The sequence below is a fragment of the Streptomyces sp. NPDC107765 genome (genome assembly GCF_055657085.1).
This window is the reverse complement of record NZ_JBVKBL010000005.1, coordinates 171,190-197,860: the sequence shown is the minus strand read 5'-3', so window position 1 is coordinate 197,860 and position 26,671 is coordinate 171,190. Positions and strand designations below refer to the sequence as shown.

31 protein-coding genes are annotated in these 26,671 nt (G+C 66.3%); all 31 read right to left on the bottom strand.

Annotated features, from left to right (window positions below):
* Positions 1 to 73 precede the first annotated feature (73 nt).
* Positions 74 to 910 (bottom strand): type I methionyl aminopeptidase, encoded by an 837-nt coding sequence (map, locus tag ACZ7MX_RS14880; RefSeq protein WP_351529156.1) that lies wholly within the window; start codon positions 908 to 910, stop codon positions 74 to 76.
* A 100-nt stretch (positions 911 to 1,010) separates the two neighbouring features.
* Positions 1,011 to 1,664: an adenylate kinase gene (locus tag ACZ7MX_RS14875; protein WP_472132059.1), complete on the bottom strand. Its 654-nt coding sequence runs from the start codon at positions 1,662 to 1,664 to the stop codon at positions 1,011 to 1,013.
* Positions 1,664 to 2,977 carry a preprotein translocase subunit SecY gene (gene secY / locus ACZ7MX_RS14870; RefSeq protein WP_472132057.1) on the bottom strand — a complete coding sequence of 438 codons (1,314 nt, stop codon included), beginning with the start codon at positions 2,975 to 2,977 and terminating at the stop codon, positions 1,664 to 1,666. The genes ACZ7MX_RS14875 and secY overlap by 1 nt, the downstream gene beginning before the upstream one ends.
* 228 nt (positions 2,978 to 3,205) lie before the next feature.
* A complete protein-coding gene (gene rplO / locus ACZ7MX_RS14865) occupies positions 3,206 to 3,661 on the bottom strand; it encodes a 50S ribosomal protein L15 (RefSeq protein WP_030413024.1) in 456 nt (151 codons plus the stop codon).
* Position 3,662: 1 nt separating this feature from the next.
* Positions 3,663 to 3,845 (bottom strand): 50S ribosomal protein L30, encoded by a 183-nt coding sequence (rpmD, locus tag ACZ7MX_RS14860; protein ID WP_030413023.1) that lies wholly within the window; start codon positions 3,843 to 3,845, stop codon positions 3,663 to 3,665.
* A complete protein-coding gene (gene rpsE / locus ACZ7MX_RS14855; RefSeq protein ID WP_030413022.1) occupies positions 3,845 to 4,447 on the bottom strand; it encodes a 30S ribosomal protein S5 in 603 nt (200 codons plus the stop codon). The genes rpmD and rpsE overlap by 1 nt, the downstream gene beginning before the upstream one ends.
* Before the next feature lie 46 nt (positions 4,448 to 4,493).
* Positions 4,494 to 4,877 (bottom strand): 50S ribosomal protein L18, encoded by a 384-nt coding sequence (rplR, locus tag ACZ7MX_RS14850; RefSeq protein ID WP_030413021.1) that lies wholly within the window; start codon positions 4,875 to 4,877, stop codon positions 4,494 to 4,496.
* A 3-nt stretch (positions 4,878 to 4,880) separates the two neighbouring features.
* Complete coding sequence (gene rplF, locus ACZ7MX_RS14845) at positions 4,881 to 5,420, bottom strand: 50S ribosomal protein L6 (RefSeq protein ID WP_201803195.1); 540 nt, start codon at positions 5,418 to 5,420, stop codon at positions 4,881 to 4,883.
* Positions 5,421 to 5,442: 22 nt separating this feature from the next.
* Positions 5,443 to 5,841: a 30S ribosomal protein S8 gene (gene rpsH, locus ACZ7MX_RS14840; protein ID WP_030413019.1), complete on the bottom strand. Its 399-nt coding sequence runs from the start codon at positions 5,839 to 5,841 to the stop codon at positions 5,443 to 5,445.
* Positions 5,842 to 6,080: 239 nt separating this feature from the next.
* Positions 6,081 to 6,266, bottom strand: a complete 186-nt coding sequence (locus ACZ7MX_RS14835; RefSeq protein WP_003956452.1) for a type Z 30S ribosomal protein S14 — start codon at positions 6,264 to 6,266, stop codon at positions 6,081 to 6,083.
* A 5-nt stretch (positions 6,267 to 6,271) separates the two neighbouring features.
* Positions 6,272 to 6,832, bottom strand: coding sequence for a 50S ribosomal protein L5 (gene rplE / locus ACZ7MX_RS14830; RefSeq protein WP_472132053.1), 561 nt, complete (start codon positions 6,830 to 6,832; stop codon positions 6,272 to 6,274).
* Positions 6,832 to 7,155: a 50S ribosomal protein L24 gene (gene rplX / locus ACZ7MX_RS14825; RefSeq protein ID WP_030413017.1), complete on the bottom strand. Its 324-nt coding sequence runs from the start codon at positions 7,153 to 7,155 to the stop codon at positions 6,832 to 6,834. The genes rplE and rplX overlap by 1 nt, the downstream gene beginning before the upstream one ends.
* A gap of 3 nt (positions 7,156 to 7,158) precedes the next feature.
* Complete coding sequence (rplN, locus tag ACZ7MX_RS14820; RefSeq protein WP_003998823.1) at positions 7,159 to 7,527, bottom strand: 50S ribosomal protein L14; 369 nt, start codon at positions 7,525 to 7,527, stop codon at positions 7,159 to 7,161.
* A gap of 104 nt (positions 7,528 to 7,631) precedes the next feature.
* On the bottom strand, positions 7,632 to 7,913 hold the full coding sequence (gene rpsQ / locus ACZ7MX_RS14815) for a 30S ribosomal protein S17 (RefSeq protein WP_006604882.1): 282 nt from the start codon (positions 7,911 to 7,913) through the stop codon (positions 7,632 to 7,634).
* On the bottom strand, positions 7,913 to 8,137 hold the full coding sequence (gene rpmC, locus ACZ7MX_RS14810) for a 50S ribosomal protein L29 (protein WP_046927445.1): 225 nt from the start codon (positions 8,135 to 8,137) through the stop codon (positions 7,913 to 7,915). Before rpmC ends, rpsQ begins: the two co-directional genes overlap by 1 nt.
* Entirely contained in the window at positions 8,137 to 8,556 is a 420-nt protein-coding gene (gene rplP, locus ACZ7MX_RS14805; RefSeq protein ID WP_004571829.1) for a 50S ribosomal protein L16, read from the bottom strand. Before rplP ends, rpmC begins: the two co-directional genes overlap by 1 nt.
* A 5-nt stretch (positions 8,557 to 8,561) precedes the next feature.
* A complete protein-coding gene (rpsC, locus tag ACZ7MX_RS14800) occupies positions 8,562 to 9,386 on the bottom strand; it encodes a 30S ribosomal protein S3 (RefSeq protein ID WP_030413016.1) in 825 nt (274 codons plus the stop codon).
* Entirely contained in the window at positions 9,386 to 9,733 is a 348-nt protein-coding gene (rplV, locus tag ACZ7MX_RS14795; protein ID WP_009997296.1) for a 50S ribosomal protein L22, read from the bottom strand. Before rplV ends, rpsC begins: the two co-directional genes overlap by 1 nt.
* Positions 9,734 to 9,777: 44 nt before the next feature.
* Positions 9,778 to 10,059, bottom strand: a complete 282-nt coding sequence (rpsS, locus tag ACZ7MX_RS14790; RefSeq protein ID WP_030016988.1) for a 30S ribosomal protein S19 — start codon at positions 10,057 to 10,059, stop codon at positions 9,778 to 9,780.
* A gap of 12 nt (positions 10,060 to 10,071) precedes the next feature.
* A complete protein-coding gene (rplB, locus tag ACZ7MX_RS14785; protein ID WP_006604876.1) occupies positions 10,072 to 10,908 on the bottom strand; it encodes a 50S ribosomal protein L2 in 837 nt (278 codons plus the stop codon).
* A gap of 39 nt (positions 10,909 to 10,947) precedes the next feature.
* Entirely contained in the window at positions 10,948 to 11,271 is a 324-nt protein-coding gene (gene rplW, locus ACZ7MX_RS14780) for a 50S ribosomal protein L23 (protein WP_030413013.1), read from the bottom strand.
* The gene (gene rplD / locus ACZ7MX_RS14775; RefSeq protein ID WP_362142701.1) at positions 11,271 to 11,924 is read right to left on the bottom strand and encodes a 50S ribosomal protein L4; all 654 of its coding nucleotides are present in this window, start codon (positions 11,922 to 11,924) and stop codon (positions 11,271 to 11,273) included. Before rplD ends, rplW begins: the two co-directional genes overlap by 1 nt.
* Positions 11,925 to 11,932: 8 nt before the next feature.
* Positions 11,933 to 12,577: a 50S ribosomal protein L3 gene (gene rplC, locus ACZ7MX_RS14770; protein WP_030413011.1), complete on the bottom strand. Its 645-nt coding sequence runs from the start codon at positions 12,575 to 12,577 to the stop codon at positions 11,933 to 11,935.
* 18 nt (positions 12,578 to 12,595) lie between these two features.
* Positions 12,596 to 12,904, bottom strand: coding sequence for a 30S ribosomal protein S10 (rpsJ, locus tag ACZ7MX_RS14765; protein ID WP_003948644.1), 309 nt, complete (start codon positions 12,902 to 12,904; stop codon positions 12,596 to 12,598).
* A 434-nt stretch (positions 12,905 to 13,338) separates the two neighbouring features.
* Positions 13,339 to 14,532: an elongation factor Tu gene (tuf, locus tag ACZ7MX_RS14760; RefSeq protein ID WP_384429890.1), complete on the bottom strand. Its 1,194-nt coding sequence runs from the start codon at positions 14,530 to 14,532 to the stop codon at positions 13,339 to 13,341.
* Between the two features lie 166 nt (positions 14,533 to 14,698).
* Positions 14,699 to 16,819: an elongation factor G gene (gene fusA / locus ACZ7MX_RS14755; RefSeq protein WP_310725983.1), complete on the bottom strand. Its 2,121-nt coding sequence runs from the start codon at positions 16,817 to 16,819 to the stop codon at positions 14,699 to 14,701.
* A gap of 39 nt (positions 16,820 to 16,858) precedes the next feature.
* Positions 16,859 to 17,329, bottom strand: a complete 471-nt coding sequence (rpsG, locus tag ACZ7MX_RS14750) for a 30S ribosomal protein S7 (protein ID WP_030413008.1) — start codon at positions 17,327 to 17,329, stop codon at positions 16,859 to 16,861.
* A gap of 2 nt (positions 17,330 to 17,331) precedes the next feature.
* Positions 17,332 to 17,703: a 30S ribosomal protein S12 gene (rpsL, locus tag ACZ7MX_RS14745; protein WP_003948652.1), complete on the bottom strand. Its 372-nt coding sequence runs from the start codon at positions 17,701 to 17,703 to the stop codon at positions 17,332 to 17,334.
* 356 nt (positions 17,704 to 18,059) lie between these two features.
* On the bottom strand, positions 18,060 to 18,539 hold the full coding sequence (locus ACZ7MX_RS14740) for a DUF1707 and DUF4190 domain-containing protein (protein WP_472132048.1): 480 nt from the start codon (positions 18,537 to 18,539) through the stop codon (positions 18,060 to 18,062).
* 209 nt (positions 18,540 to 18,748) lie between these two features.
* Positions 18,749 to 22,648, bottom strand: a complete 3,900-nt coding sequence (locus ACZ7MX_RS14735) for a DNA-directed RNA polymerase subunit beta' (RefSeq protein WP_472132046.1) — start codon at positions 22,646 to 22,648, stop codon at positions 18,749 to 18,751.
* A 98-nt stretch (positions 22,649 to 22,746) separates the two neighbouring features.
* On the bottom strand, positions 22,747 to 26,229 hold the full coding sequence (gene rpoB / locus ACZ7MX_RS14730; protein WP_472132044.1) for a DNA-directed RNA polymerase subunit beta: 3,483 nt from the start codon (positions 26,227 to 26,229) through the stop codon (positions 22,747 to 22,749).
* Between the last annotated feature and the right edge of the window lie 442 nt (positions 26,230 to 26,671).

Genomic DNA, 26,671 nt, shown 5'->3' with positions numbered 1-26,671 from the left:
GAGCCGACGCGTCAGTCTACGTCAGGGTCCGGGAAAAGACGAATCCAGGATTATTGCCCATGCCGGGTGATCCTTACGCCAGCGGGTCCGGCGCGGCGGTGATCCCGAGCTCCGCGAGCCTGGCCTTGCCGCCGTCGGGCGCGGTCAGCACCAGCGGGCCCTGCTCGGTCAGCGCGACCGAGTGCTCCCAGTGCGAGGACCAGCTGCCGTCGTTCGACTTCACGGTCCAGTCGTCCTCGAGCACATGGGTCTTGGGGGTGCCGAGGTTCACCATCGGCTCGATCGCGATGCAGAAACCGGGCACCAGCTTGGGGCCGCGGCCGCGCTTGCGGTCGACGTAGTTCAGCAGGTGCGGGTCCATGTGCATCTGCGAGCCGATGCCGTGGCCGCCGTAGTCCTCGACGATGCCGTACTTGCCGCCGGCCGGGCGGGGCTGGCGGCGGATGTAGCCCTCGATCGCCTTCGAGATGTCGACCAGCCGGTTGCCCTTGGCGACCGCGGCGATGCCCGCCCACATCGAGCCCTCGGTGACCCGGCTGAGCTCGATCAGCTCCGCGGAGTGACCGGAGCCGACGAACGCGGTGTACGCGGCGTCGCCGTGCCAGCCGTCGACGATCGCGCCGCAGTCGATGGAGATGATGTCGCCGTCCGCGAGCACGGTGTCGGTGTCCGGGATGCCGTGGACCACGACGTCGTTCACCGAGGTGCAGATCGTCGCGGGGAAGCCGCCGTAACCGAGGAAGTTCGACTTCGCGCCGTGCTCGGCGAGCACCTTGCGCGCCGCGTCGTCCAGGTCCTTGGTCGTGGCGCCCGGCACCGCGACCTCCCGGGTCGCGGCGTGGATGGCGGCGACCACCAGCCCCGCCTCGCGCATCTTCGCGATCTGCTCGGGGGTCTTGATCTCCACCATCGCGGCTTACGCCCTTCCGTCCGTGCTGTGTCCGTCGTACCCGACCAACAGTACGGCCGCGGTGCCCGTGCTGGACACCGCGGCCGTACGGAGCTGCGGGCTACTTGCCGCCCTGGAGCGCGGCCATCGCGCGCTCCGTGACCTCTTCGACCTTCCCGAGTGCCGGGATGGTGACGACCAGGTCCTGGGCCTTGTAGTAGTCGATGATCGGCTCGGTCTGCGTGTGGTAGACCTCCAGCCGCTTGCGGACGGTCTCCTCGCTGTCGTCGTCGCGCTGGTACAGCTCGCCGCCGCAGACGTCGCAGACGCCCTGCTGCTTCGGCGCGCTGTAGGACACGTGGAAGACGTGGCTGGAGTCGTTGCGGCAGATGCGGCGGCCGGCGATGCGCTTGACCACCTCTTCCTCGGGGACCTCCAGGTCCAGGACCGCGTCGAGCGTGACCCCGTCCTCCTTGAGGGCCTCGTCGAGCGCCTCGGCCTGCGAGACGTTGCGGGGGAAGCCGTCCAGCAGGAAGCCGCCGGCGGCGTCCGGCTGGTTCATCCGGTCGCGGGCCATGCCGATGGTGACCTCGTCGGGAACGAGTTCACCGGCGTCCATGAACGCCTTGGCCTGCTTGCCGAGGTCGGTGCCCTGGCTGATGTTGGCCCGGAACAGGTCCCCCGTGGAGATGTGCGGGATCACGAGGTTCTTGGCAAGGTACGCAGCCTGCGTACCCTTGCCGGCCCCCGGGGGCCCGACGAGGACGATTCGCATCAGCGGAGGAACCCTTCGTAGTTGCGCTGCTGAAGCTGGCTCTCGATCTGCTTCACGGTCTCCAGGCCCACACCCACGATGATGAGGATGCTCGTCCCGCCGAACGGGAAGTTCTGGTTCGCGTTGAACAGCACCAACGCCACTGTTGGTACGAGCGCGATCAGCCCCAGGTACAGCGAGCCCGGCCACGTGATCCGATTGAGCACGTAGCTGAGGTACTCGGCCGTCGGGCGACCAGCCCGGATACCCGGGATGAAGCCACCATACTTCTTCATGTTGTCGGCAACTTCTTCGGGGTTGAAGCTGATGGCGACGTAGAAGAAGGCGAAGAAGACGATCAGCAGGAAGTACGTAACGATGTAAACTGGGTGATTTCCCTTGGTGAAGTTGGTGGCGATCCAGGTCGCCCATGCCGCCTTCGACCCGCTGAACTGTGCAACCAGGGCTGGAATGTAGAGCAGCGACGACGCGAAGATGACGGGAATCACACCCGCCTGATTCACCTTGAGCGGGATGTACGTGGACGTACCGCCATAGGACCGGCGGCCGATCATCCGCTTCGCGTACTGCACCGGGATGCGCCGCTGGGCCTGCTCGACGAAGACCACCAGGGCGACCATCGCCAGACCCACCGCGATCACCGAGAAGAACTCGATCCAGCCGTCCGCGAGCTTGCCGGTGAGCTTGATCTGCCACAGGGCGCCCGGGAAACCGGCGGCGATCGAGATGAACATCAGGATGGACATGCCGTTGCCGATGCCGCGGTCGGTGACGAGCTCACCGAGCCACATGATCAGGCAGGTGCCGGCGGTCATGCAGATGACCATCGTGATGGTGGTGAAGATCGAGTCGCTGGGCACGATCTCGCTGGCGACCGGGCAGCTCTGGAAGAGCGCGCCGCTGCGGGCGGTGGCCACCAGGCCGGTGCCCTGCAGGATCGCGAGCGCCACGGTCAGGTAGCGGGTGTACTGGGTGATCTTCCCCTGGCCCGACTGCCCCTCTTTCTTGAGGGCCTCCAGCCGGGGGATGACCACGGTCAGCAGCTGGAGGATGATGCTCGCCGTGATGTACGGCATGATCCCCAGCGCGAAGATCGTGATCTGCAGCAGCGCACCACCGCTGAACATGTTCACCAGGGCGAACAACCCGCTGTTGCCGCCGGCCTGCTTCATACAGGTCGTGACGTTCGCGTAGTTCACCCCAGGGACCGGGACGTGCGCTCCGATCCGGTAGAGCACGATGATGCCCAACGTGAACAGCAGCTTCTTGCGCAGGTCGGGCGTCTTGAACGCTCGGGCGAACGCGGTGAGCACGGTGCCTCCTGCGCCCCCCGCCCCGCGGGCGAGAGGTAACGGTCTTGAGGATCGACGAATACGTAACGGCCGGAAACCGCACGGGCACGGCCCATGCGGCGGGGGCCCGGGGCATTGGCCCCGGAAAACAACAGTGCATGCCACCTTACCGGCGACCGTACCCCCGTGGAACGACCAACCGGGGATGCCCCAATCGATGGGCATCCCCGGTCAGTTGAACCAGCGAACTCAGATGAGCTCGGTGACGGTGCCGCCGGCGGCGGCGATCTTCTCCTTGGCGGAGCCGGAAACGGCGTCAACCGAAACCTGCAGCGCCACGGAGACCTCGCCCTGGCCCAGGACCTTGACGAGCTCGTTCTTGCGCACCGCGCCCTTGGCGACCAGGTCGGCCACCGTGACCTCGCCACCCTGCGGGTAGAGCTCGGCCAGCTTGGCCAGGTTCACGACCTGGAACTGCTTGTGGGCGGGGTTCTTGAAGCCCTTCAGCTTCGGGAGGCGCATGTGGAGGGGCATCTGCCCACCCTCGAAGCGCTCCGGAACCTGGTAACGGGCCTTGGTGCCCTTGGTACCACGACCGGCGGTCTTACCCTTGGACGCCTCACCACGACCGACACGGGTCTTGGCGGTCTTGGCGCCCGGGGCGGGCCGGAGGTTGTGGACCTTCAGCGGGTTCTGCTCCGCCATGTCAGTCGACCTCCTTGACCGACACGAGGTGGCGGACGGTGTGCACCATGCCGCGGAACTCGGGGCGGTCCTCCTTGACAACCACGTCACCCAGCCGCTTCAGGCCGAGCGAACGCAGCGTGTCGCGGTGGTTCTGCTTGCTGCCGATGTAGGACTTGGTCTGCGTGATCTCCAGGCGAGCCATTACGCGCTCACCCCTGCACGCGCCCGCAGCAGAGCGGCGGGAGCCACGTCCTCCAGCGGCAGGCCACGACGGGCCGCGATCTCCTCGGGGCGCTGCAGGCCCTGAAGCGCGGTCACCGTGGCGTGCACGATGTTGATCGGGTTCGACGAACCGAGCGACTTGCTCAGGACGTCGTGGATGCCCGCGCACTCCAGAACGGCGCGCACCGGGCCACCGGCGATCACACCGGTACCGGGGGAAGCCGGCTTGAGCAGGACGACGCCCGCAGCCTTCTCGCCCTGGATGGGGTGCGGGATGGTGCCCTGGATACGGGGGACCTTGAAGAAGTTCTTCTTGGCCTCTTCCACGCCCTTGGCGATGGCAGCCGGAACTTCCTTGGCCTTGCCGTAACCGACACCTACGGTGCCGTCACCGTCGCCCACCACGACCAGCGCGGTAAAGCTGAAGCGACGACCACCCTTGACAACCTTGGCGACGCGGTTGATCGCGACTACGCGCTCAACGTACGCGGTCTTCTCGGCGGCAGCGCCACCGTCGCGACCCTTCCGGTCCCGCCGCTCGCCGCCACCGGCACCGCTGCCGCGGCGCTGGGGTCCAGCCATTGGATTTACCTCTCTCTGTTACGTCCGCTAGCTCCGGAACCGGGGCTTAGAACTTCAGCCCGGCTTCGCGGGCGGCGTCGGCCAGAGCGGCAATCCGCCCGGCGTACTGCTTGCCACCGCGGTCGAACACGACGGCCTCGACACCGGCGGCCTTGGCACGCTCGGCAACCAGGGCGCCGACCTTCTGGGCCTGGGCGCTCTTGTCGCCCTCGCCACCACGGATGGACGCGTCCAGGGTCGACGCCGAAGCCAGGGTGTGGCCCTGGATGTCGTCGATGACCTGAGCGGTGATGCCGCGGTTGGACCGCGTCACGACCAGACGCGGACGCTCCGGGGTACCCGAAATCCGCTTACGGATGCGGATGTGGCGACGCTTGGCAGCGGCGCGCTTGTAAGCGTTGCCCTTAGCGATCTTCACACCGTATGCCATGGCTTACTTACCAGCCTTTCCGACCTTGCGGCGGATGACCTCGCCGGCGTACTTGACGCCCTTGGCCTTGTACGGGTCAGGCTTGCGCAGCTTGCGGATGTTCGCCGCCACCTCGCCGACCTTCTGCTTGTCGATGCCCTCGACGCTGAGCTTGGTCGGGGACTCGACCTTGAACGAGATGCCCTCGGGGGCCTCGATCAGGATCGGGTGGCTGTAGCCCAGGGAGAACTCCAGGTTGGAGCCCTTCGCCTGGACGCGGTAACCGACACCGCTGATCTCGAGCGCCTTGCTGTATCCCTGGGTCACGCCGGTGATCATGTTCGCCACCAGCGTGCGGGACAGGCCGTGCAGGGCCTTGTTCTGACGCTCGTCGTTCGGGCGGGTGACGTTGATGACGCCGTCCTCACCCTTGGCGACCTCGATGGGAGCCGCGACGGTGTGCGAAAGGGAACCCTTGGGACCCTTCACGTTGACCGTGCGGCCCTCGATGGTGACGTCCACGCCAGCGGGAACCTGGATGGGCAGCTTGCCAATGCGCGACATTAGCTCTTCCTCCGTTCCCGGGTTACCAGACGTAGGCGAGGACTTCCCCACCCACGCCCTTCTTCTGCGCCTGCTGGCCGGTGAGGAGACCGTGCGACGTGGAGATGATCGCCACGCCCAGGCCGCCGAGCACCTTCGGCAGGTTGGTGGACTTTGCGTAGACCCGGAGGCCCGGCTTCGAGATCCGCTTGATGCCGGCGATCGAGCGCTCGCGGTTCGGGCCGAACTTCAGCTCGAGGACGAGGTTCTTGCCTACCTCGGCGTCCTCGACGCGCCAGCCGGTGATGTAACCCTCCTGCTGGAGGATCTCCGCGATGTGCGACTTGATCTTGCTGTGCGGCATCACGACGGTGTCGTGGTACGCCGAGTTCGCGTTCCGCAGACGGGTCAGCATGTCTGCGATGGGGTCAGTCATGGTCATGAATTGGCCTTCGGCCTCTCTCGCCGGGGTTTCCTATGTGCGCCATCCCTCTCCCCGATCTAGGTCGGGACGGGTGCGGCGCGGGGACCTACGGCGTAGTAAGCGACGTTATGCGGGCTCGGCCCGCGGTCGGTCTCGGGCGGCGGGACACCCAAACCCCTCCACCCTACGGGAAAAGGGGGCGGGTGCCCGCCGACCGACTGCTTACCGAGAGTCTCCGGGGGATCCCAACTAGGGGATTACCAGGAGCTCTTGGTCACGCCCGGCAGCTCGCCACGGTGAGCCATCTCACGAAGGCACACGCGGCACAGGCCGAACTTGCGGTACACGGAGTGCGGACGGCCGCAGCGCTGGCAGCGGGTGTACGCGCGCACACCGAACTTCGGCTTGCGAGCAGCCTTGGCAATCAGAGCCTTCTTCGCCATCTCGCTCACGCCTCCTTGAACGGGAAGCCGAGGTGACGAAGGAGAGCGCGGCCCTCATCGTCGTTGGTCGCCGTGGTGACCACGGTGATGTCCATACCCCGGGTACGGTCGATCTTGTCCTGGTCGATCTCGTGGAACATGACCTGCTCCGTGAGACCGAAGGTGTAGTTGCCCCGACCGTCGAACTGCTTCGGGGACAGACCACGGAAGTCGCGGATGCGCGGGAGCGCGAGCGACAGCAGACGGTCCAGGAACTCCCACATGCGGTCACCGCGGAGGGTGACGTGGGCACCGATCGGCTGGCCCTCACGCAGCTTGAACTGCGCGATGGACTTACGGGCCTTGGTGACGGCCGGCTTCTGGCCGGTGATCGTGGTGAGGTCGCGGATGGCGCCCTCGATCAGCTTGGAGTCGCGGGCGGCGTCGCCCACACCCATGTTGACCACGATCTTGGTCAGACCGGGGATCTGCATGACGTTCTCGAACGAGAACTCGTCCTTCAGCTTCCCGGCGATCTCTTCGCGGTAGCGCGTCTTGAGACGCGGCGTGTTGGTGGTGGCAGTCATCAGATGTCCTCACCGGTCCGCTTGGCAACGCGGATCTTGTTGCCCTCGTCGTCGAAGCGGTATCCGACGCGGGTGACAACCTTCTGGCCGTCCTTCTCCACCACGAGCTGAACGTTGCTCACGTGGATCGGGGCCTCGGTCGTCACGATGCCGCCGGTCTTCGAACCACGAGCGGTCTGGCCGGCCTTGGTGTGCTTCTTGACCCGGTTGACACCCTCGACCAGGACGCGGTCCTCGCGGGGGAAGGCCTGGATGACCTTGCCCTGCTTGCCCTTGTCCTTACCGGTGATGACCTGGACCAGGTCGCCCTTCTTGATCTTCATCGGTTACAGCACCTCCGGCGCGAGCGAGATGATCTTCATGAACTTCTTCTCGCGCAGTTCCCGGCCCACGGGGCCGAAGATGCGGGTGCCGCGGGGGTCGCCATCGTTCTTGAGGATGACGGCCGCGTTCTCGTCGAAGCGGATGTACGAGCCGTCCGGACGGCGGCGCTCCTTGACGGTGCGAACGATGACGGCCTTGACGACGTCACCCTTCTTCACGTTGCCACCGGGGATCGCATCCTTGACGGTGGCGACGATGACGTCACCGATGCCCGCGTAGCGGCGACCGGAACCACCGAGAACACGGATGCAAAGGATCTCCTTCGCACCAGTGTTGTCGGCGACACGCAGTCGCGACTCCTGCTGGATCACGTCTATCTCCTGAATGTCTGCCGGTTCCCGGCGAGAAGCGCGAGTGCTTCGCGCTTCTCGCCGAGCCTGGCGGAACTGTTCCTAGGGGGTCCCCCTAGGAGGGATTACTTGGCCTTCTCGAGGATCTCGACGATGCGCCAGCGCTTGGTGGCGGACAGCGGCCGGGTCTCCATCAGGAGGACGCGGTCGCCGACACCGGCAGCGTTCTGCTCGTCGTGCGCCTTGAGCTTGTTGGTACGGCGGATGACCTTGCCGTACAGCGCGTGCTTGACGCGGTCCTCGACGGCGACGACGACGGTCTTGTCCATCTTGTCGCTGACGACGAGACCCTCACGGGTCTTGCGGAAACCGCGCTCGTTCGTCTCAGTCACATTCTTCTCGCTCATCAGGCGCTCTCCACCGTCTCGATGCCCAGCTCGCGCTCACGCATCAGGGTGTAGATCCGGGCGATGTCCTTGCGGACGGCCTTCAGCCGGCCGTGGTTCTCGAGCTGTCCGGTCGCCGCCTGGAAGCGGAGGTTGAACAGCTCTTCCTTGGCCTCACGCAGCTTGGCAACGAGGTCCTCGTTGTTCAGCTCGCGCAGCTCGGACGCCTTGGTAACGGCCGACATCACGATTCACCTGCCTCGCGCCGAACGATGCGGCACTTCATCGGAAGCTTGTGGGCGGCGCGGGTCAGCGCCTCCTTAGCAACCTTCTCGTTCGGGAAGGACAGCTCGAACATCACCCGACCGGGCTTGACGTTCGCGACCCACCACTCCGGGGAACCCTTACCGGAACCCATGCGGGTCTCGGCAGGCTTCTTCGTGAGCGGGCGGTCCGGGTAGATGTTGATCCAGACCTTGCCGCCACGCTTGATGTGACGGGTCATCGCGATACGAGCGGACTCGATCTGACGGTTCGTCACGTAGGCCGGGGTGACGGCCTGGATTCCGTACTCACCGAAGGCCAGCTCGGTGCCACCCTTGGCCATGCCGTTGCGCTTCGGGTGGTGCTGCTTGCGGTGCTTGACCCTGCGAGGGATCAGCATGTCGGTCAGGCCTCCGTTCCGGGGGTCTCCGCCGGAGCAGCGGCAGCGGCCTCGGCCTTGGGGGCCTCGGCAGCGGCGCTCTGCTGCTGCGGCTTGCGGCCGCGGCCGCCACGCTCGCCACCGCGACGCGGGCGGTCGTTGCCACCACCGCGAGCCGGGCGGTTGCCCGCACGGGCGGCGGCGTTCTCGGCGCGCACCTCGGCGATGTTCTTGACGTCGCCCTTGTAGATCCAGACCTTCACGCCGATGCGGCCGAAGGTGGTCTTGGCCTCGAAGAAGCCGTAGTCGACGTTCGCGCGGAGCGTGTGCAGGGGCACACGGCCCTCGCGGTAGAACTCCGAGCGGGACATCTCGGCGCCGCCGAGACGGCCACCACACTGGATCTTGATGCCCTTGGCGCCGGCCTTCATCGTCGACTGCATGCTCTTACGCATGGCGCGACGGAAGGAGACGCGGGAGGACAGCTGCTCGGCGACGGCCTGGGCCACGAGCTGAGCATCGGTCTCGGGGTTCTTGACCTCGAGGATGTTCAGCTGGACCTGCTTGCCGGTCAGCTTCTCCAGCTCACCGCGGATGCGGTCGGCCTCGGCGCCGCGGCGGCCGATGACGATGCCCGGGCGAGCGGTGTGGATGTCAACGCGGACGCGCTCACGGGTGCGCTCGATCTCCACCTTGGAGATACCGGCGCGCTCCATGCCCTTCGTCATCATGCGACGAATGGCGACGTCTTCCTTGACGTAGTCCTTGTACAGCTTGTCGGCGTACCAGCGGGACTTGAAGTCCGTCGTCACGCCGAGGCGGAACCCGTGCGGGTTTACCTTCTGGCCCATTACCGGGTTCCTTCCTTGCTGCTGACGACCACGGTGATGTGGCTGGTCCGCTTGCGGATCCGGTAGGCACGACCCTGGGCACGCGGACGGAACCGCTTCAGGGTCGGGCCCTCGTCGACGTACGCCTCGCTGATGACCAGCGTAGAGGCGTCCGTGTGGTCGTAGTTGTGCGCGGCGTTGGCAATGGCGCTGTCCAGCACCTTGCCCACCGGCACGCTCGCGGCCTGCGGGGCGAAACGCAGGACCGCCTGAGCCTCCGTGGCATCCATGCCACGGATAAGGTCCACCACGCGGCGGGCCTTCATGGGCGTGACGCGGATGTACCGCGCCTGGGCCCTGGCTTCCATGGTTGTCCCTTCGGTGTCAGTCATAGTCTTCGCACTCCGGTCGATCAGCGACGACGCGACTTGCGGTCGTCCTTCTCGTGGCCGCGGAAGGTGCGGGTCGGCGCAAACTCGCCGAGCTTGTGGCCGACCATCGACTCGGTGACGAACACCGGGACGTGCTTGCGGCCGTCATGCACCGCGATCGTGTGGCCGAGCATGGCCGGGACGATCATGGAGCGGCGGGACCAGGTCTTGATGACGTTCTTGGTGCCGGCTTCGTTCTGCGTGTCCACCTTCTTGGAGAGGTGGTCGTCGACGAAGGGCCCCTTCTTGAGACTGCGCGGCATCTAAACCCGCTCCTAGCGCTTCTTGTTCGTCTTGCGGCGGCGGACGATGTACTTGTTGCTGGCCTTCTTCGGCGAGCGAGTACGACCCTCCTTCTGGCCCCAGGGCGAGACCGGGTGGCGACCACCGGAGGTCTTGCCCTCACCACCACCGTGCGGGTGGTCGACCGGGTTCATCACGACACCACGCACGGTCGGGCGGACGCCCTTCCAGCGCATGCGGCCGGCCTTGCCCCAGTTGATGTTCGACTGCTCGGCGTTGCCGACCTCGCCGACGGTGGCGCGGCAGCGCACGTCGACCAGGCGGATCTCACCGGACGGCATACGAAGGTGGGCCATCGCGCCCTCCTTCGCCAGCAGCTGCACGGAGGCACCGGCCGAGCGGGCGAACTTCGCACCGCCGCCCGGACGCAGCTCGATCGCGTGGATCGTCGTACCCACGGGGATGTGGCGCAGCGGCAGGTTGTTGCCCGGCTTGATGTCGGCGCCAGGGCCGTTCTCAATCCGAGCACCCTGGGCCAGGCCACGGGGCGCGATGATGTAGCGCTTCTCGCCGTCTGCGTAGTGCAGCAGCGCGATGCGCGCGGTGCGGTTCGGGTCGTACTCGATGTGCGCGACCTTGGCCGGCACGCCGTCCTTGTCGTGACGACGGAAGTCGATCACGCGGTAGGCGCGCTTGTGGCCACCGCCCTGGTGGCGAACGGTCACACGACCGGCGTTGTTACGGCCGCCCTTGCTGTGCAGCGGGCGGACCAGCGACTTCTCCGGCGTGGACCGCGTGATCTCGACAAAGTCGGCGACGCTGGAGCCACGACGGCCCGGGGTCGTCGGCTTGTACTTGCGGATACCCATTTCTCAGTCCTCGTCCGATTCCGGACGACTCGGACTCCGTTAGGAGACCGGGCCGCCGAAGATGTCGATACGGTCGCCCTCGGCGAGGGTCACGATGGCGCGCTTGGTGTTCGCGCGCTTGCCGTAACCGGTGCGGGTGCGCTTGCGCTTGCCCTGCCGGTTGATCGTGTTGACCCCGGTGACCTTGACCGAGAAGACCGCCTCGACGGCCTGCTTGATCTGGGTCTTGTTGGCACGCGGGTCGACGACGAACGTGTACTTGTTCTCGTCCAGCAGCGCGTAGCTCTTCTCGGAAACCACCGGCTTGACGAGAATGTCACGCGGGTCCGTGAAGGTCTTGCTGGTGACGACGGCCTCAGTCATCAGGCGTCGCTCCCTTCGGTCTCAGCGTTGGCCTTGGGGCCGGACACGAAGGACTCGAAGGCGGCCTTGGTGAAGACCACGTCGTCGGAGACGAGCACGTCGTACGTGTTCAGCTGGCCCGGCTCCAGGATGTGAACCTGGGGCAGGTTGCGGGCGGACAGCCACGCGGCCTCGTCGCTGCGCTCGGCGACCAGGAGCACGTTCTTGCGCTCGCTGACCTTGCCGAGGAGAGCCTTGGCGGCCTTGGTGGAGATGTCGCCCTCGACCACGCCGGAAACGACGTGGATGCGGCTGTTGCGGGCCCGGTCGGTGAGGGCACCGCGCAGGGCGGCGGCCTTCATCTTCTTCGGGGTCCGCTGGCTGTAGTCACGCGGCACGGGGCCGTGGACGACGCCACCGCCGGCGAACTGCGGCGCACGGGTCGAACCCTGGCGCGCGCGGCCGGTGCCCTTCTGGCGGTACGGCTTCTTGCCACCGCCGCGGACCTCGCCGCGAGTCTTGGTCTTGTGCGTGCCCTGACGGGCCGCGGCCAGCTGTGCAACAACGACCTGGTGGATCAGCGGAATGCTGACCTTGGCGTCGAAGATCTCCGCGGGGAGCTCGACGGACCCGGCCTTGTCGCCAGCAGGCGAAAGGATGTCAATGGTGCTCATCGGTTACCTCAGGCCCCCTTGGCCGCGGTACGGACCAGGACGAGGCCGCCGTTCGGACCAGGAACTGCGCCCTTGATGAGCAGCAGACCCTTCTCCGCGTCAACGGCGTGGACGGTCAGGTTCTGGGTGGTGACCCGCTCATTGCCCATACGGCCGGCCATCCGCATGCCCTTGAACACGCGGCCCGGGGTGGCGCAGCCACCGATGGAGCCCGGCTTGCGGTGCACGCGGTGGGCACCGTGCGAGGCCTTGCCGCCGCCGAAGCCGTGACGCTTCATGACACCGGCGAAGCCCTTGCCCTTGCTCTTGCCGGTCACGTCCACCTTGACGCCGGACTCGAAGGTCTCAGCGGTCAGCTCCTGGCCGAGGGTGTACTCACCGGCGTCGGGAGTACGGACCTCGACGAGGTGACGGCGGGGGGTGACGTCGGCCTTCGCGAAGTGGCCCTTGAGGGGCTTGTTCACCTTGCGCGGGTCGATCTCGCCGAAGGCGATCTGGACGGAGTCGTAGCCGTCCTGGTCATTGGTGCGCACCTGGGTAACGACACAGGGCCCGGCCTTGACGACGGTGACGGGAACAACGCGGTTGTTCTCGTCCCACACCTGCGTCATACCGAGCTTCTCGCCCAGGATGCCCTTGATCTGCTTAGCCATCTCTCAGATCACCGGCCCTCAGAGCTTGATCTCGATGTCGACACCGGCCGGGAGGTCGAGTCGCATCAGGGAGTCAACGGTCTTCGGCGTCGGGTCGAGGATGTCGATCAGGCGCTTGTGCGTGCGCATCTCGAAGTGCTCGCGCGAGTCCTTGTACTTGTGCGGCGACTTGATGACGCAGTACACGTTCTTTTCAGTGGGCAGCGGCACCGGGCCCGCGACCGACGCACCAGTGCGAGTCACCGTCTCGACGATCTTCTTCGCCGAAGAGTCGATGACCTCGTGGTCGTAGGCCTTGAGCCGGATGCGGATCTTCTGTCCCGCCATGGCTACTTCGTAGTCCTGTCTCTCGTAACGCTCTGGGACCCGGTGTGCTGCGCCTCAGAGAAGCGCCGTCCTTCTCCGACCCACGCGGTCGGGCGTGTCGCACCCCTTCTCGTAAATCTCCGCACAGGAGATCCCTCAAGAAGGAGGAGGCGGGGGAAGGACACCCACCGGGCGCCTGGCCGAGGCACCCCGCTGACGCTTCCCGGAAGATTCCCGTACTTCCGCCCCTGAAGAGGAACGACGAATACCTGGGACTCGCTTCCGGTCCCCCCGGCGGGAGGCGCGCAGCATCGGCACTCAACCGAGCAACCTGGACAGTGTGCCATACGTCCGGCACCCAAGGCCAATCGATCCCCCACTGTCAAGGAGCCCCGCCCACCTTGCGGTGTGCGGGGCCCCTTGTGGAACTGCTACCGGATCAACCGGATCAACAATTACTTGTTGATCTTGGTGACCTGGCCGGCGCCGACGGTCCGGCCACCCTCACGGATGGCGAACTTCAGGCCCTCCTCCATGGCGACCGGCTGGATCAGCTCGACCGACATCTCGGTGTTGTCGCCCGGCATGACCATCTCGGTGCCCTCGGGGAGGGTCACGACGCCGGTCACGTCCGTGGTACGGAAGTAGAACTGCGGGCGGTAGTTGTTGAAGAACGGGGTGTGACGGCCACCCTCGTCCTTCGACAGGATGTACGCCTGAGCCTCGAACGAGGTGTGCGGCGTGACCGAGCCCGGCTTGATGATGACCTGGCCGCGCTCGACGTCCTCGCGCTTGATGCCGCGGAGCAGCAGACCGACGTTCTCACCGGCCTGGCCCTCGTCGAGCAGCTTACGGAACATCTCGATACCGGTGACCGTGGTGGTGGTCTTCTCGGTCTTGATGCCGATGATGTCGACGGTCTCGTTGACCTTCAGGACACCGCGCTCGATACGACCGGTGACGACGGTGCCACGACCGGTGATCGTGAAGACGTCCTCGATCGGCATCAGGAACGGCTTGTCGACGTCGCGCTCGGGCTGCGGGATCGACTCGTCGACGGCCTTCATCAGGTCGAGGACGGACTTGCCCCACTCGGCGTCGCCCTCGAGCGCCTTGAGCGCCGAGACCTTGACGACCGGAACGTCGTCGCCGGGGAACTCGTACTCGGAGAGGAGCTCACGGACCTCGAGCTCGACGAGCTCCAGGATCTCCTCGTCGTCCACCATGTCGGCCTTGTTCAGGGCGACAACGATGTACGGAACGCCGACCTGGCGGGCCAGGAGCACGTGCTCCTTGGTCTGCGGCATCGGGCCGTCGGTCGCGGCGACCACGAGGATTGCGCCGTCCATCTGCGCCGCACCGGTGATCATGTTCTTGATGTAGTCCGCGTGACCGGGGCAGTCGACGTGCGCGTAGTGACGCGACTCGGTCTGGTACTCGACGTGCGCGATGGAGATGGTGATACCGCGCTGGCGCTCCTCAGGAGCCTTGTCGATCTGGTCGAAGGCCGAGGCCTCGTTCAGGTCCGGGTACGCGTCATGCAGCACCTTGGTAATGGCGGCCGTGAGGGTCGTCTTACCGTGGTCAATGTGACCGATGGTGCCGATGTTGACGTGCGGCTTAGTCCGCTCGAACTTCGCCTTCGCCACTGGGGTCCTCCTGTGGAGTGGTTCTGTACGCCTTACTCATCGGCGCCAGGTGATCTTTGCTGGGGTGCCGGCTGACGGGGGCAATCCTCACGGTTTGCGGGGATTACCCCCATCAGACGGTGTCAAGCCTAAAGCGTGTTGCGCTCCGGTTCTTACGGGACCGGAGTTACTCGCCCTTGGCCTTCGCGATGATCTCCTCGGCGACGTTCCGCGGAACCTCGGCGTAGGAGTCGAACTGCATCGAGTAGCTCGCGCGACCCGACGTCTTGCTGCGGAGGTCTCCGACGTAGCCGAACATCTCCGAGAGGGGAACCAGGCCCGTGACGAGCTTGGCGCCGCTGCGGTCCTCCATGGACTGGATCTGACCACGGCGGGAGTTGATGTCGCCGATCACATCGCCCATGTAGTCCTCGGGCGTGGTGACCTCGACCTTCATCATCGGCTCGAGCAGGGCCGGGGAGGCCTTGCGGGCGGCCTCCTTGAAGGCCATCGAACCGGCGATCTTGAAGGCCATCTCGGACGAGTCGACCTCGTGGAACGCGCCGTCGAGCAGCGTGACCTTGACGCCGGTCAGCGGGTAGCCGGCGAGAACACCGAACTCCATGGCCTCCTGGCAGCCCGCGTCCACGGACGGGATGTACTCCCGCGGGATGCGGCCACCGGTGACCTTGTTCTCGAACTCGTACCCGTCGCCCTCGAGGGGCTCCAGCGCGATCTGGACCTTCGCGAACTGACCGGAACCACCGGTCTGCTTCTTGTGCGTGTAGTCCAGGCGCTCGACCGCCTTGCGCAGGGTCTCCCGGTAGGCGACCTGCGGCTTGCCGACGTTGGCCTCGACCCGGAACTCACGCTTCATACGGTCGACCAGCACGTCGAGGTGCAGCTCGCCCATACCCGCGATGATGGTCTGGCCGGTCTCCTCGTCGGTGTGCACCTGGAACGAGGGGTCCTCTTCGGCGAGGCGCTGGATGGCGACACCCAGCTTCTCCTGGTCGCCCTTGGACTTGGGCTCGATGGCGACCTGGATGACCGGGGCCGGGAACTCCATCGACTCCAGGATGACCTGGTTGGCGGAGTCACAGAGGGTCTCACCGGTGGTGGTCTGCTTCAGACCCATGACGGCGACGATGTCACCGGCACCCACCGAGTCGATCTCCTCACGCTTGTTCGCGTGCATCCGGTAGATCTTGCCGATGCGCTCCTTCTTGCCCTTCACCGAGTTCTGCACCTGCGAGCCGGCCTCAAGGCGGCCCGAGTACACCCGGATGAAGGTGAGCTTGCCCAGGTGGGGGTCGCTCGCAATCTTGAACGCGAGGGCGGCCAGCGGCTCGTCCTCGGACGGCTTGCGCTTGACGACCTCCTCCGGGTCGTTGACGGCGTGGCCCTCGATGGCCTCGACGTCGAGCGGGGAGGGGAGGTAGCGCACGACCGCGTCGAGCAGGGGCTGAACGCCCTTGTTCTTGAACGCGGTACCGCAGAACACCGGCGTGACGGTGGTGACGTCAGCCTTGCCGGAAGCGATCGTGATACGGCGGATCGCCGCGTAGAGCTGCTCCTCGGTGGGCTCCTGGCCCTCCAGGTACAGCTCCATGATCTCTTCGTCGTTCTCGGCAACGACCTCGAGGAGCTTGCCGCGCCATTCGTCGGCGGCCTCGATGTGCGTGTCCGGGATGTCGACGGTGTCGTACATCTCGCCCTTGGCGGCCTCGGCCGACCAGACGAGGGCCTTCATCTTGACGAGGTCGACGACACCCTTGAAGTCCATCTCGGTACCGATGGGCAGCTGCATCACGATCGGGGTCGCGCCGAGGCGGTCCGTGATCATGTCGACGCAGCGGTGGAACTCGGCACCCGTACGGTCGAGCTTGTTGACGAAGCAGATGCGCGGAACGCCGTAGCGGTCCGCCTGACGCCAAACGGTCTCGGACTGGGGCTCCACACCGGCAACACCGTCGAACACCGTCACCGCACCGTCGAGCACGCGCAGCGAGCGCTCCACCTCGACGGTGAAGTCGACGTGGCCCGGGGTGTCAATGATGTTGATGGTGTTGTCGACGTTGTCCAGCGGCCAGTGGCAGGTCGTCGCGGCAGACGTGATCGTGATGCCGCGCTCCTGCTCCTGCTCCATCCAGTCCATCGTGGCAGCGCCGTCGTGGACCTCACCGATCTTGTACGAAACACCGGTGTAGAACAGGATCCGCTCGGTGGTGGTCGTCTTGCCCGCGTCGATGTGGGCCATGATCCCGATGTTGCGGACCTTGGCCAGGTCAAGCGAAGTGGTGGCCATAGTGGCTCAATCTTCTCTCGGTCTCGATGTGGGTTGCGACTACCAGCGGTAGTGCGCGAAGGCCTTGTTGGACTCGGCCATCTTGTGCGTGTCCTCACGCTTCTTGACCGAAGCGCCGAGGCCGTTGGAGGCGTCGAGCAGTTCGTTCATGAGGCGCTCGGTCATGGTCTTCTCGCGACGGGCGCGCGAGTAGCCCACGAGCCAGCGGAGCGAGAGGGTGGCGGCACGGCCGGGCTTGACCTCGACCGGGACCTGGTAGGTCGCGCCACCGACGCGGCGGGACTTGACCTCGAGGGTCGGCTTGATGTTCTCGAGCGCGCGCTTGAGGGTGATGACCGGGTCGTTGCCGGTCTTCTCGCGCAGCCCCTCCATGGCGCCGTAAACGATGCGCTCAGCGGTGGAGCGCTTTCCGTTCAGCAGCACCTTGTTGATGAGGGAGGTCACCAGAGGAGAGCCGTAGACCGGGTCGACGATGACCGGGCGCTTCGGGGCGGGGCCCTTACGAGGCATTCTTACTTCTCCTTCTTGGCGCCGTAGCGGCTGCGAGCCTGCTTGCGGTTCTTGACGCCCTGCGTGTCGAGGGAGCCGCGGATGATCTTGTACCGAACACCCGGCAGGTCCTTCACACGGCCGCCACGCACGAGCACGATCGAGTGCTCCTGGAGGTTGTGGCCCTCACCCGGAATGTAAGCGGTGACCTCGATCCCGCTGGTCAGACGCACACGCGCGACCTTACGCAGGGCCGAGTTCGGCTTCTTCGGGGTGGTGGTGAAAACACGCGTGCAGACGCCGCGGCGCTGGGGGGAACCCTCGAGTGCGGGCGTCTTGTTCTTCTCGACCTTGTCCTGCCGGCCCTTGCGGACCAGCTGCTGGATCGTAGGCACCGTTTCTCCGGTTTCTGTGTGCCAGTCTCGGTAAAGCTAACCTGGAACGCTCCCGACCCACGCGGTCGGGTGTGTCGAATACTGCAGTCCGGTCCCCGCTGGAACGAGAAGACGGCAGATTGCGGTGTCGAGACCCGGCTTCCGTGCTGGTGGCCTCCCGGCCGGTGGCTTGGGGAGATTGCGCGCACGGCAGCCCAGGGACACCCCAGGCACAAGGTCAGAGCGTACCTACCGCATTGGCTGCGGTCAAAACAAATGCACACGCGAAGGACACGCCGGACTCGTCACGGCGTTGCCGCCACCGTAGTGCGCGAGCGGCCCCTACGGAAGAAGGCGCGGGCGCCCCCGCGGCACGGTCAGAGGTTGACCGCCGCGAGCAGGATCCACACCAGGAACATCAGCGCCCAGCCACCGATCGCCAGCCAGCCCAGGATCAGCCCGGTGAGCGCCTGCCCGTCCCCGCGCTCCCCGGAGCGGCGGATCTCGGCGCGCGCCTTGTGGCCCAGGATCACCGCCGGGATCGCGGTCAGCCCCCAGGTCACCGGCGTCATCAGTCCGCAGACCAGCGCACCGGTCGCCGAGCCGTTGGTCACCTGCGGCGGCGGCATCTGCATCGGCATGAACGTCGCCGGCACCGGCCGCTGCGGGACGAACTGCGCCTGGGGCACCGGCCCCATCGGCAGGTCCGAGACCAGCATCTGCAACTCGGCGTGGGTCTGTGCCTTGTACGCCCGGGTCAGCCGCTGCTCGTACTCCGGCTGCGACAGCCGCCCCTCGGCGAACCCCGCCTTGAGCACATCGACCGCCCGCTCACGATCGGCGTGCGAGGCACGCATGGCAGGCACCTGATTCCACGGCTGAGCGGGCTGCCCGCCCTGCCACGGCTGGAATGCCACGTCGCGACCCTCCCCCCGCTCGACAGTTCTCCCCATCTTCTCATCAGAGACGCAGGGATGGGAGGACAAGTTCCCCTCGCGCGGCCCCCAATGCCGCAGGGCGGCCACCCCGGAGGGTGGCCGCCCTGTGGACGGTGTACGGACCAGGATTACTGGTTGTACGGGCCGTAGTCGTAGTCCTCCAGCGGGACCGCCTGGCCGGAGCCGGTGCCGAAGGGCGAGTAGTCGATGTCGTCGTAACCGACGGCCGAGTACATCGCGGCCTTGGCCTCCTCGGTGGGCTCGACCCGGATGTTGCGGTAGCGGGACAGGCCCGTACCGGCCGGGATGAGCTTACCGATGATGACGTTCTCCTTGAGGCCGATGAGGCTGTCGGACTTGGCGTTGATCGCCGCGTCCGTCAGGACTCGGGTCGTCTCCTGGAAGGAGGCGGCCGACAGCCAGGATTCCGTCGCCAGCGAAGCCTTGGTGATACCCATCAGCTGCGGACGGCCGGAGGCCGGGTGGCCGCCTTCCGCCACGACACGACGGTTCTCGCTCTCGAACTTCGTGCGCTCCACCAGCTCGCCCGGCAGCAGCTCCGCGTCGCCGGACTCGATGATCGTCACGCGGCGCAGCATCTGCCGGATGATGATCTCGATGTGCTTGTCGTGGATCGCCACGCCCTGGCTGTTGTAGACCTTCTGGACCTCGCCGACCAGGTGGACCTGGACGGCGCGCTGGCCGAGGATCCGCAGCACGTCGTGCGGGTTGATGGCACCCACGGTCAGCGGCTGGCCGACCTGGACGTGGTCGCCCTCGCCCACCAGCAGACGGGCACGCTTGGAGACGCCGTAGGCCGTCTCGTCGCTGCCGTCGTCCGGCGTGACGACGACCTTCTTGGTCTTCTCGGTCTCCTCGATCCGGACGCGGCCGGCCGCCTCCGAGATCGGGGCGACACCCTTGGGCGTACGGGCCTCGAAGAGCTCGACGACACGCGGCAGACCCAGGGTGATGTCGTCACCGGCCACACCACCGGTGTGGAAGGTACGCATCGTCAGCTGGGTGCCGGGCTCACCGATGGACTGGGCGGCGATGATGCCGACCGCCTCACCGATGTCGACCAGCTTGCCGGTGGCCAGCGAACGGCCGTAGCAGAAGGCACAGGTGCCGACCGCGGACTCGCAGGTCAGGACCGAGCGGGTCTTGACCTCCTCGACGCCGGCGTTGACCAGCGCGTCGATGAGCACGTCACCGAGGTCGACGTTCGCCGGCGCGACGACCTTGCCGTCGACGACGACGTCCTCGGCCAGCATGCGGGCGTAGACGCTGGACTCGACGTCGTCCGCCTTGCGCAGGACACCGGCGGCGTCCTTCGAGGCGATCCGCAGCTTGAGGCCGCGCTCGGTGCCGCAGTCCTCCTCGCGAATGATGACGTCCTGGGAGACGTCGACCAGACGACGGGTGAGGTAACCGGAGTCGGCGGTACGAAGGGCGGTGTCCGCCAGACCCTTACGGGCACCGTGGGTGGAGATGAAGTACTCCAGCACGGACAGGCCCTCGCGGAACGACGCCTTGATCGGACGCGGGATGGTCTCGTTCTTCGCGTTCGACACCAGACCACGCATACCGGCGATCTGCCGCATCTGCATCATGTTTCCTCGGGCACCCGAGTCAACCATCATGAAGATGGGGTTCGTCTTGGGGAAGTTCTCGTTCATCGCCTCGGCGACCTCGTTGGTCGCCTTGGTCCAGATGTTGATCAGTTCCTGAGTGCGCTCGTCCTTGGTGATCAGACCGCGCTCGTACTGCTTCTGGACCTTCTCGTCCTGGGCCTCGTAGCCCGCGACGATGGCCTTCTTGGCCTCCGGCACGACGATGTCCGAAACGGCGACGGTGACGCCGGAACGGGTCGCCCAGTGGAAGCCGGCCGCCTTCAGGTTGTCGAGCGTCGCCGCCACGATGACCTTCGGGTAGCGCTCGGCCAGGTCGTTGACGATCGCGGAGAGCTGCTTCTTGCCCACCGAGTAGTCGACGAACGGGTAGTCCTCGGGCAGCAGCTCGTTGAAGAGCGCACGGCCCAGGGTCGTCCGCAGCCGGAAGCTGTCACCCTGCTGCCACTCGGGCTCGCCCTCCTCCGGAACCGGCGGGGTCCAGCCACGCGGCGGGACGGTGCCGATCGGGAAGCGGATGTCGACCTTCGCCTGCAGCGAGAGCTCGCGGGCGTCGAAGGCCATGATGGCCTCGGCGACCGAGCCGAAGGCCCGGCCCTCGCCCTTGACCTCGCGCTCCTCTTCATCCGTGGTGAGGAAGAAGAGGCCGAGCACCATGTCCTGGGTCGGCATGGTGACCGGACGGCCGTCGGCCGGCTTGAGGATGTTGTTCGAGGACAGCATCAGGATGCGGGCCTCGGCCTGCGCCTCCGCGGACAGCGGGAGGTGGACGGCCATCTGGTCACCGTCGAAGTCCGCGTTGAACGCGGTGCAGACGAGCGGGTGGATCTGAATGGCCTTGCCCTCGACCAGCTGCGGCTCGAAGGCCTGGATGCCGAGGCGGTGCAGGGTGGGCGCACGGTTCAGCAGCACCGGGTGCTCGGCGATGACCTCTTCGAGGACGTCGTACACGACGGTGCGGCCGCGCTCGACCATGCGCTTGGCCGACTTGATGTTCTGCGCGTGGTTCAGGTCCACCAGGCGCTTCATCACGAACGGCTTGAAGAGCTCCAGCGCCATGGCCTTGGGCAGACCGCACTGGTGCAGCTTCAGCTGCGGGCCGACGACGATGACGGAACGGGCCGAGTAGTCGACGCGCTTACCGAGCAGGTTCTGACGGAAGCGGCCCTGCTTGCCCTTGAGCATGTCGGACAGCGACTTCAGCGGACGGTTGCCGGGGCCCGTGACCGGGCGGCCGCGGCGGCCGTTGTCGAAGAGCGCGTCGACGGCCTCCTGGAGCATGCGCTTCTCGTTGTTCACGATGATCTCGGGCGCGCCGAGGTCGAGAAGCCGCTTCAGGCGGTTGTTGCGGTTGATGACACGGCGGTACAGGTCGTTCAGGTCGGAGGTCGCGAAGCGGCCACCGTCCAGCTGCACCATCGGACGCAGGTCCGGCGGGATCACCGGGATGCAGTCCAGCACCATGCCCTTGGGGCTGTTGCGGGTCTGCAGGAAGGCGGAGACGACCTTCAGGCGCTTGAGCGCACGGGTCTTCTTCTGGCCCTTGCCGGTCCGGATGATCTCGCGGAGGCGCTCGGCCTCCTCGTCCAGGTCGAAGGTCTCCAGGCGCTTCTGCAGCGCCGCGGCTCCCATCGAACCGTCGAAGTACGTGCCGAAGCGGTCACGCAGCTCGCGGTAGAGCAGCTCGTCGCCCTCCAGGTCCTGGACCTTGAGGTTCTTGAAGCGGTTCCAGACCTCGTCGAGGCGGTCGATCTCGCGCTGCGCACGGTCGCGCAGCTGCTTCATCTCACGCTCGGCACCCTCGCGCACCTTGCGGCGCACGTCGGCCTTGGCACCCTCGGCCTCCAGCTCGGCCAGGTCGGTCTCGAGCTTCTTGGCGCGGGCCTCCAGGTCGGAGTCGCGGCGCTGCTCGATCTGCTGACGCTCGACGGAGACGTGGGCCTCCAGCGAGGGCAGATCGCGGGTGCGGCGCTCCTCGTCCACGTACGTGATCATGTACGCGGCGAAGTAGATGACCTTCTCGAGGTCCTTGGGGGCGAGGTCCAGCAGGTAGCCCAGCCGGCTCGGGACGCCCTTGAAGTACCAGATGTGGGTGACGGGAGCGGCCAGCTCGATGTGGCCCATCCGCTCACGGCGCACCTTGGCGCGAGTGACCTCGACGCCGCACCGCTCGCAGATGATGCCCTTGAAGCGGACGCGCTTGTACTTACCGCAGTAGCACTCCCAGTCCCGGGTCGGGCCGAAGATCTTCTCGCAGAAGAGGCCGTCCTTTTCGGGCTTGAGGGTGCGGTAGTTGATGGTCTCCGGCTTCTTGACCTCACCGTGGGACCACTGACGGATGTCGTCAGCGGTGGCGAGGCCGATCCGCAGCTCGTCGAAGAAGTTGACGTCGAGCACTATGCGTCAATCCCTCTCAGGGTCGTATCTAGATGGTCTGTACGGGGTCCGGGGCGGGGCCGGGATCTCTCGTACGAGGGAGATCCCGGCCAGACCCGTCAGACCTCTTCGACGCTGCTCGGCTCGCGCCGGGACAGGTCGATGCCGAGCTCCTCCGCAGCGCGGAAGACGTCCTCGTCGGTGTCGCGCATCTCGATGGACATGCCGTCCGAGGACAGCACCTCCACGTTGAGGCACAGGGACTGCATCTCCTTGATGAGGACCTTGAAGGACTCGGGGATGCCGGGCTCCGGGATGTTCTCGCCCTTGACGATGGCCTCGTAGACCTTCACGCGGCCGGTGACGTCGTCGGACTTGATCGTCAGCAGCTCCTGGAGGGCGTATGCGGCGCCGTAAGCCTCCAGCGCCCACACCTCCATCTCACCGAAGCGCTGGCCACCGAACTGGGCCTTACCACCCAGCGGCTGCTGGGTGATCATCGAGTACGGGCCGGTCGAGCGCGCGTGCAGCTTGTCGTCGACCAGGTGGTGGAGCTTGAGGATGTACATGTACCCGACCGAGATCGGGTCCGGGAACGGCTCACCGGAGCGGCCGTCGAAGAGCTGGGCCTTGCCGGAGCTCTTGACCATCCGCTCGCCGTCGCGGTTGGGGAGCGTCGACTCGAAGAGGCCGGCGAGCTCGTCCTCGCGCGCACCGTCGAAGACCGGGGTCGCGACGTTGGTGCGCGGCGCGACGTCGTCGGCGCCGATCGCCTGGAGCCGCTGCTGCCACTCCTCGCCGCCCTCGACCTTCCAGCCCTGGCTGGCGAGCCAGCCGAGGTGGATCTCCAGGACCTGTCCCGGGTTCATTCGGGACGGGACACCCAGCGGGTTGAGGATGATGTCGACCGGGGTGCCGTCCTCCAGGAACGGCATGTCCTCGACCGGCAGGATCTTCGAGATGACGCCCTTGTTGCCGTGGCGGCCGGCGAGCTTGTCACCGTCGGTGATCTTGCGCTTCTGCGCGACGTAGACGCGGACCAGCTGGTTCACGCCCGGGGGCAGCTCGTCGCCCTCCTCGCGGTCGAAGACGCGGACGCCGATGACCTTGCCGATCTCACCGTGCGGCACCTTCAGCGAGGTGTCGCGCACCTCGCGCGCCTTCTCACCGAAGATCGCGCGGAGCAGGCGCTCCTCGGGGGTCAGCTCGGTCTCACCCTTGGGCGTGACCTTGCCGACGAGGATGTCGCCGGCGACGACCTCGGCACCGATCCGGATGATGCCGCGCTCGTCGAGGTCGGAGAGGACCTCTTCGGAGACGTTCGGGATGTCCCGGGTGATCTCCTCGGGGCCGAGCTTGGTGTCACGGGCGTCGACCTCGTGCTCCTCGATGTGGATCGAGGAGAGGACGTCGTCCTGCACGAGGCGCTGCGACAGGATGATCGCGTCCTCGTAGTTGTGGCCCTCCCACGGCATGAACGCGACGAGCAGGTTCTTGCCGAGCGCCATCTCGCCCTGGTCCGTGGACGGACCGTCGGCGAGGACCTGGCCCTCGATGACCCGCGCGCCCTCGTCCACGACGACCTTCTGGTTGAAGGAGGTGCCCTGGTTGGAGCGGGTGAACTTGGCGACGCGGTACGTGGTGTACGTGCCGTCGTCGTTGGCGACGGTGATGTAGTCCGCGGAGACCTCCTGGACCACACCGTCCTTCTCCGCCTTGATGACGTCGCCGGCGTCGACCGCGCAGCGGTACTCCATGCCGGTGCCGACCAGCGGCGACTCCGCCTTGATCAGCGGAACGGCCTGGCGCATCATGTTCGAGCCCATGAGCGCGCGGTTGGCGTCGTCGTGCTCGAGGAACGGGATCATGGCGGTCGCGGCCGACACCATCTGGCGCGGCGAGACGTCCATGAAGTGCACCTCGTCGGCAGGGACCAGGTCGACCTCGCCGCCGCGGCGGCGGACCAGGACACGCTGCTCGGCGAACCGCATGTCGTCGGACAGCTTCGCGTTCGCCTGGGCGATGAGGAAGCGGTCCTCCTCGTCGGCGGTGAGGTAGTCCACCTCTTCGGTGACCTGACCGTCGACGACCTTGCGGTACGGGGTCTCGATGAAGCCGAAGACGTTGACCCGGCCGTACGAGGCGAGCGAGCCGATCAGACCGATGTTCGGGCCTTCCGGCGTCTCGATCGGGCACATGCGGCCGTAGTGCGACGGGTGCACGTCACGGACGTCGAGGCCGGCCCGCTCACGGGAGAGACCACCCGGGCCCAGCGCCGACAGACGGCGCTTGTGGGTCAGACCCGACAGCGGGTTGGTCTGGTCCATGAACTGGGACAGCTGGCTGGTGCCGAAGAACTCCTTGATGGAGGCGACGACCGGCCGGATGTTGATCAGCGTCTGCGGCGTGATCGCCTCGACGTCCTGGGTGGTCATGCGCTCGCGCACGACGCGCTCCATACGGGCCAGACCCGTGCGGACCTGGTTCTGGATGAGCTCGCCGACGTTGCGCAGACGACGGTTGCCGAAGTGGTCGATGTCGTCGGTCTCGACGACGATCGAGGTGCCGTTCTCGCCGATCGTCTCGGTCTCACCGGCGTGCAGCTTCACCAGGTACTTGATCGTGGCGATGATGTCGTCGGTGGTGAGCACACCGGCGTCCAGCGGCTCGTCGCCACCGAGCTTCTTGTTGACCTTGTAGCGGCCGACCTTGGCGAGGTCGTAACGCTTCGGGTTGAAGTAGAGGTTCTCCAGCAGCGTCTGCGCGGCCTCGCGGGTCGGCGGCTCGCCCGGACGCAGCTTGCGGTAGATGTCCAGCAGCGCGTCGTCCTGGCCCTGGGTGTGGTCCTTCTCCAGGGTGGCGCGCATGGACTCGTAGTCGCCGAACTCCTCGAGGATCTGCTCGGTGGTCCAGCCGAGCGCCTTGAGCAGGACGGTGACGGACTGCTTGCGCTTGCGGTCGATGCGCACACCGACCATGTCGCGCTTGTCGATCTCCATCTCCAGCCAGGCACCCCGGGACGGGATGATCTTGGCGGAGAAGATGTCCTTGTCGGACGTCTTGTCGATGGAGCTGTCGAAGTACACGCCCGGCGAGCGGACCAGCTGCGACACCACGACACGCTCGGTGCCGTTGATGACGAAGGTGCCCTTGTTCGTCATGAGCGGGAAGTCGCCCATGAAGACCGTCTGGGACTTGATCTCACCGGTCTCGTTGTTGGTGAACTCCGCCGTGACGAAGAGCGGGGCGGCGTACGTGAAGTCGCGCTCCTTGCACTCGTCGATGGAGTTCTTCGGGGGCTCGAAGCGGTGGTCGCGGAACGTCAGCGACATCGACCCGGAGAAGTCCTCGATCGGGGAGATCTCTTCGAAGATCTCTTCAAGACCGGACTTGGTGGGAACTTCCTGCCCACTCTCCAGCGCAGCCTCGACGCGACCCTTCCATGCGGCATTGCCGAGCAGCCAGTCGAAGCTTTCGGTCTGCAGCGCAAGGAGGTTCGGAACCCCGAGGGGCTCCTTGATCTTCGCAAAAGAGATGCGCAGCGGGGCGGTGCTGTCGCCGTTGTTCGTATTGGCAGTCGAGGCGTTGCGCGAGGCGGCCAAGAGGGGGTCCTTCCGAGGGCTCGGACTCACTACGCGCGTACCGGTTCCGACTCGAGCAGACTGAGGGAAAGCCCAGGTCAGGGCGGATCATCCAGCTTTGCTCGGGCTCGGATATGCCCCTGGTGACGGGCAGGGAGCAGCTAACAGGCAGCGCAAAGGGTCAGTGTAGCCACAAGGCCCACTGATGTCCAGGGCGAGTTTCCGGAGACCGGTTCAGCACCGTGATACCGATCTTCTCCCTCCGGAAAGTCGCGTCCTCCGCAGTACCGGAGGAGCCCCTCATTTGTTCTTCTCATGCCCTGCGCCTGCCGAAAGCCCTGCGCCAGTGGCGCACACCGATGCTTCCCTCTTCGTCGGCGATCCATGCCTCGAACCCTGGATCGCTTCAGCGTCGCGTCCCGAGAATTGCGCGCCGCGTCCGGTTCGTCAAGGCCCCCCACCT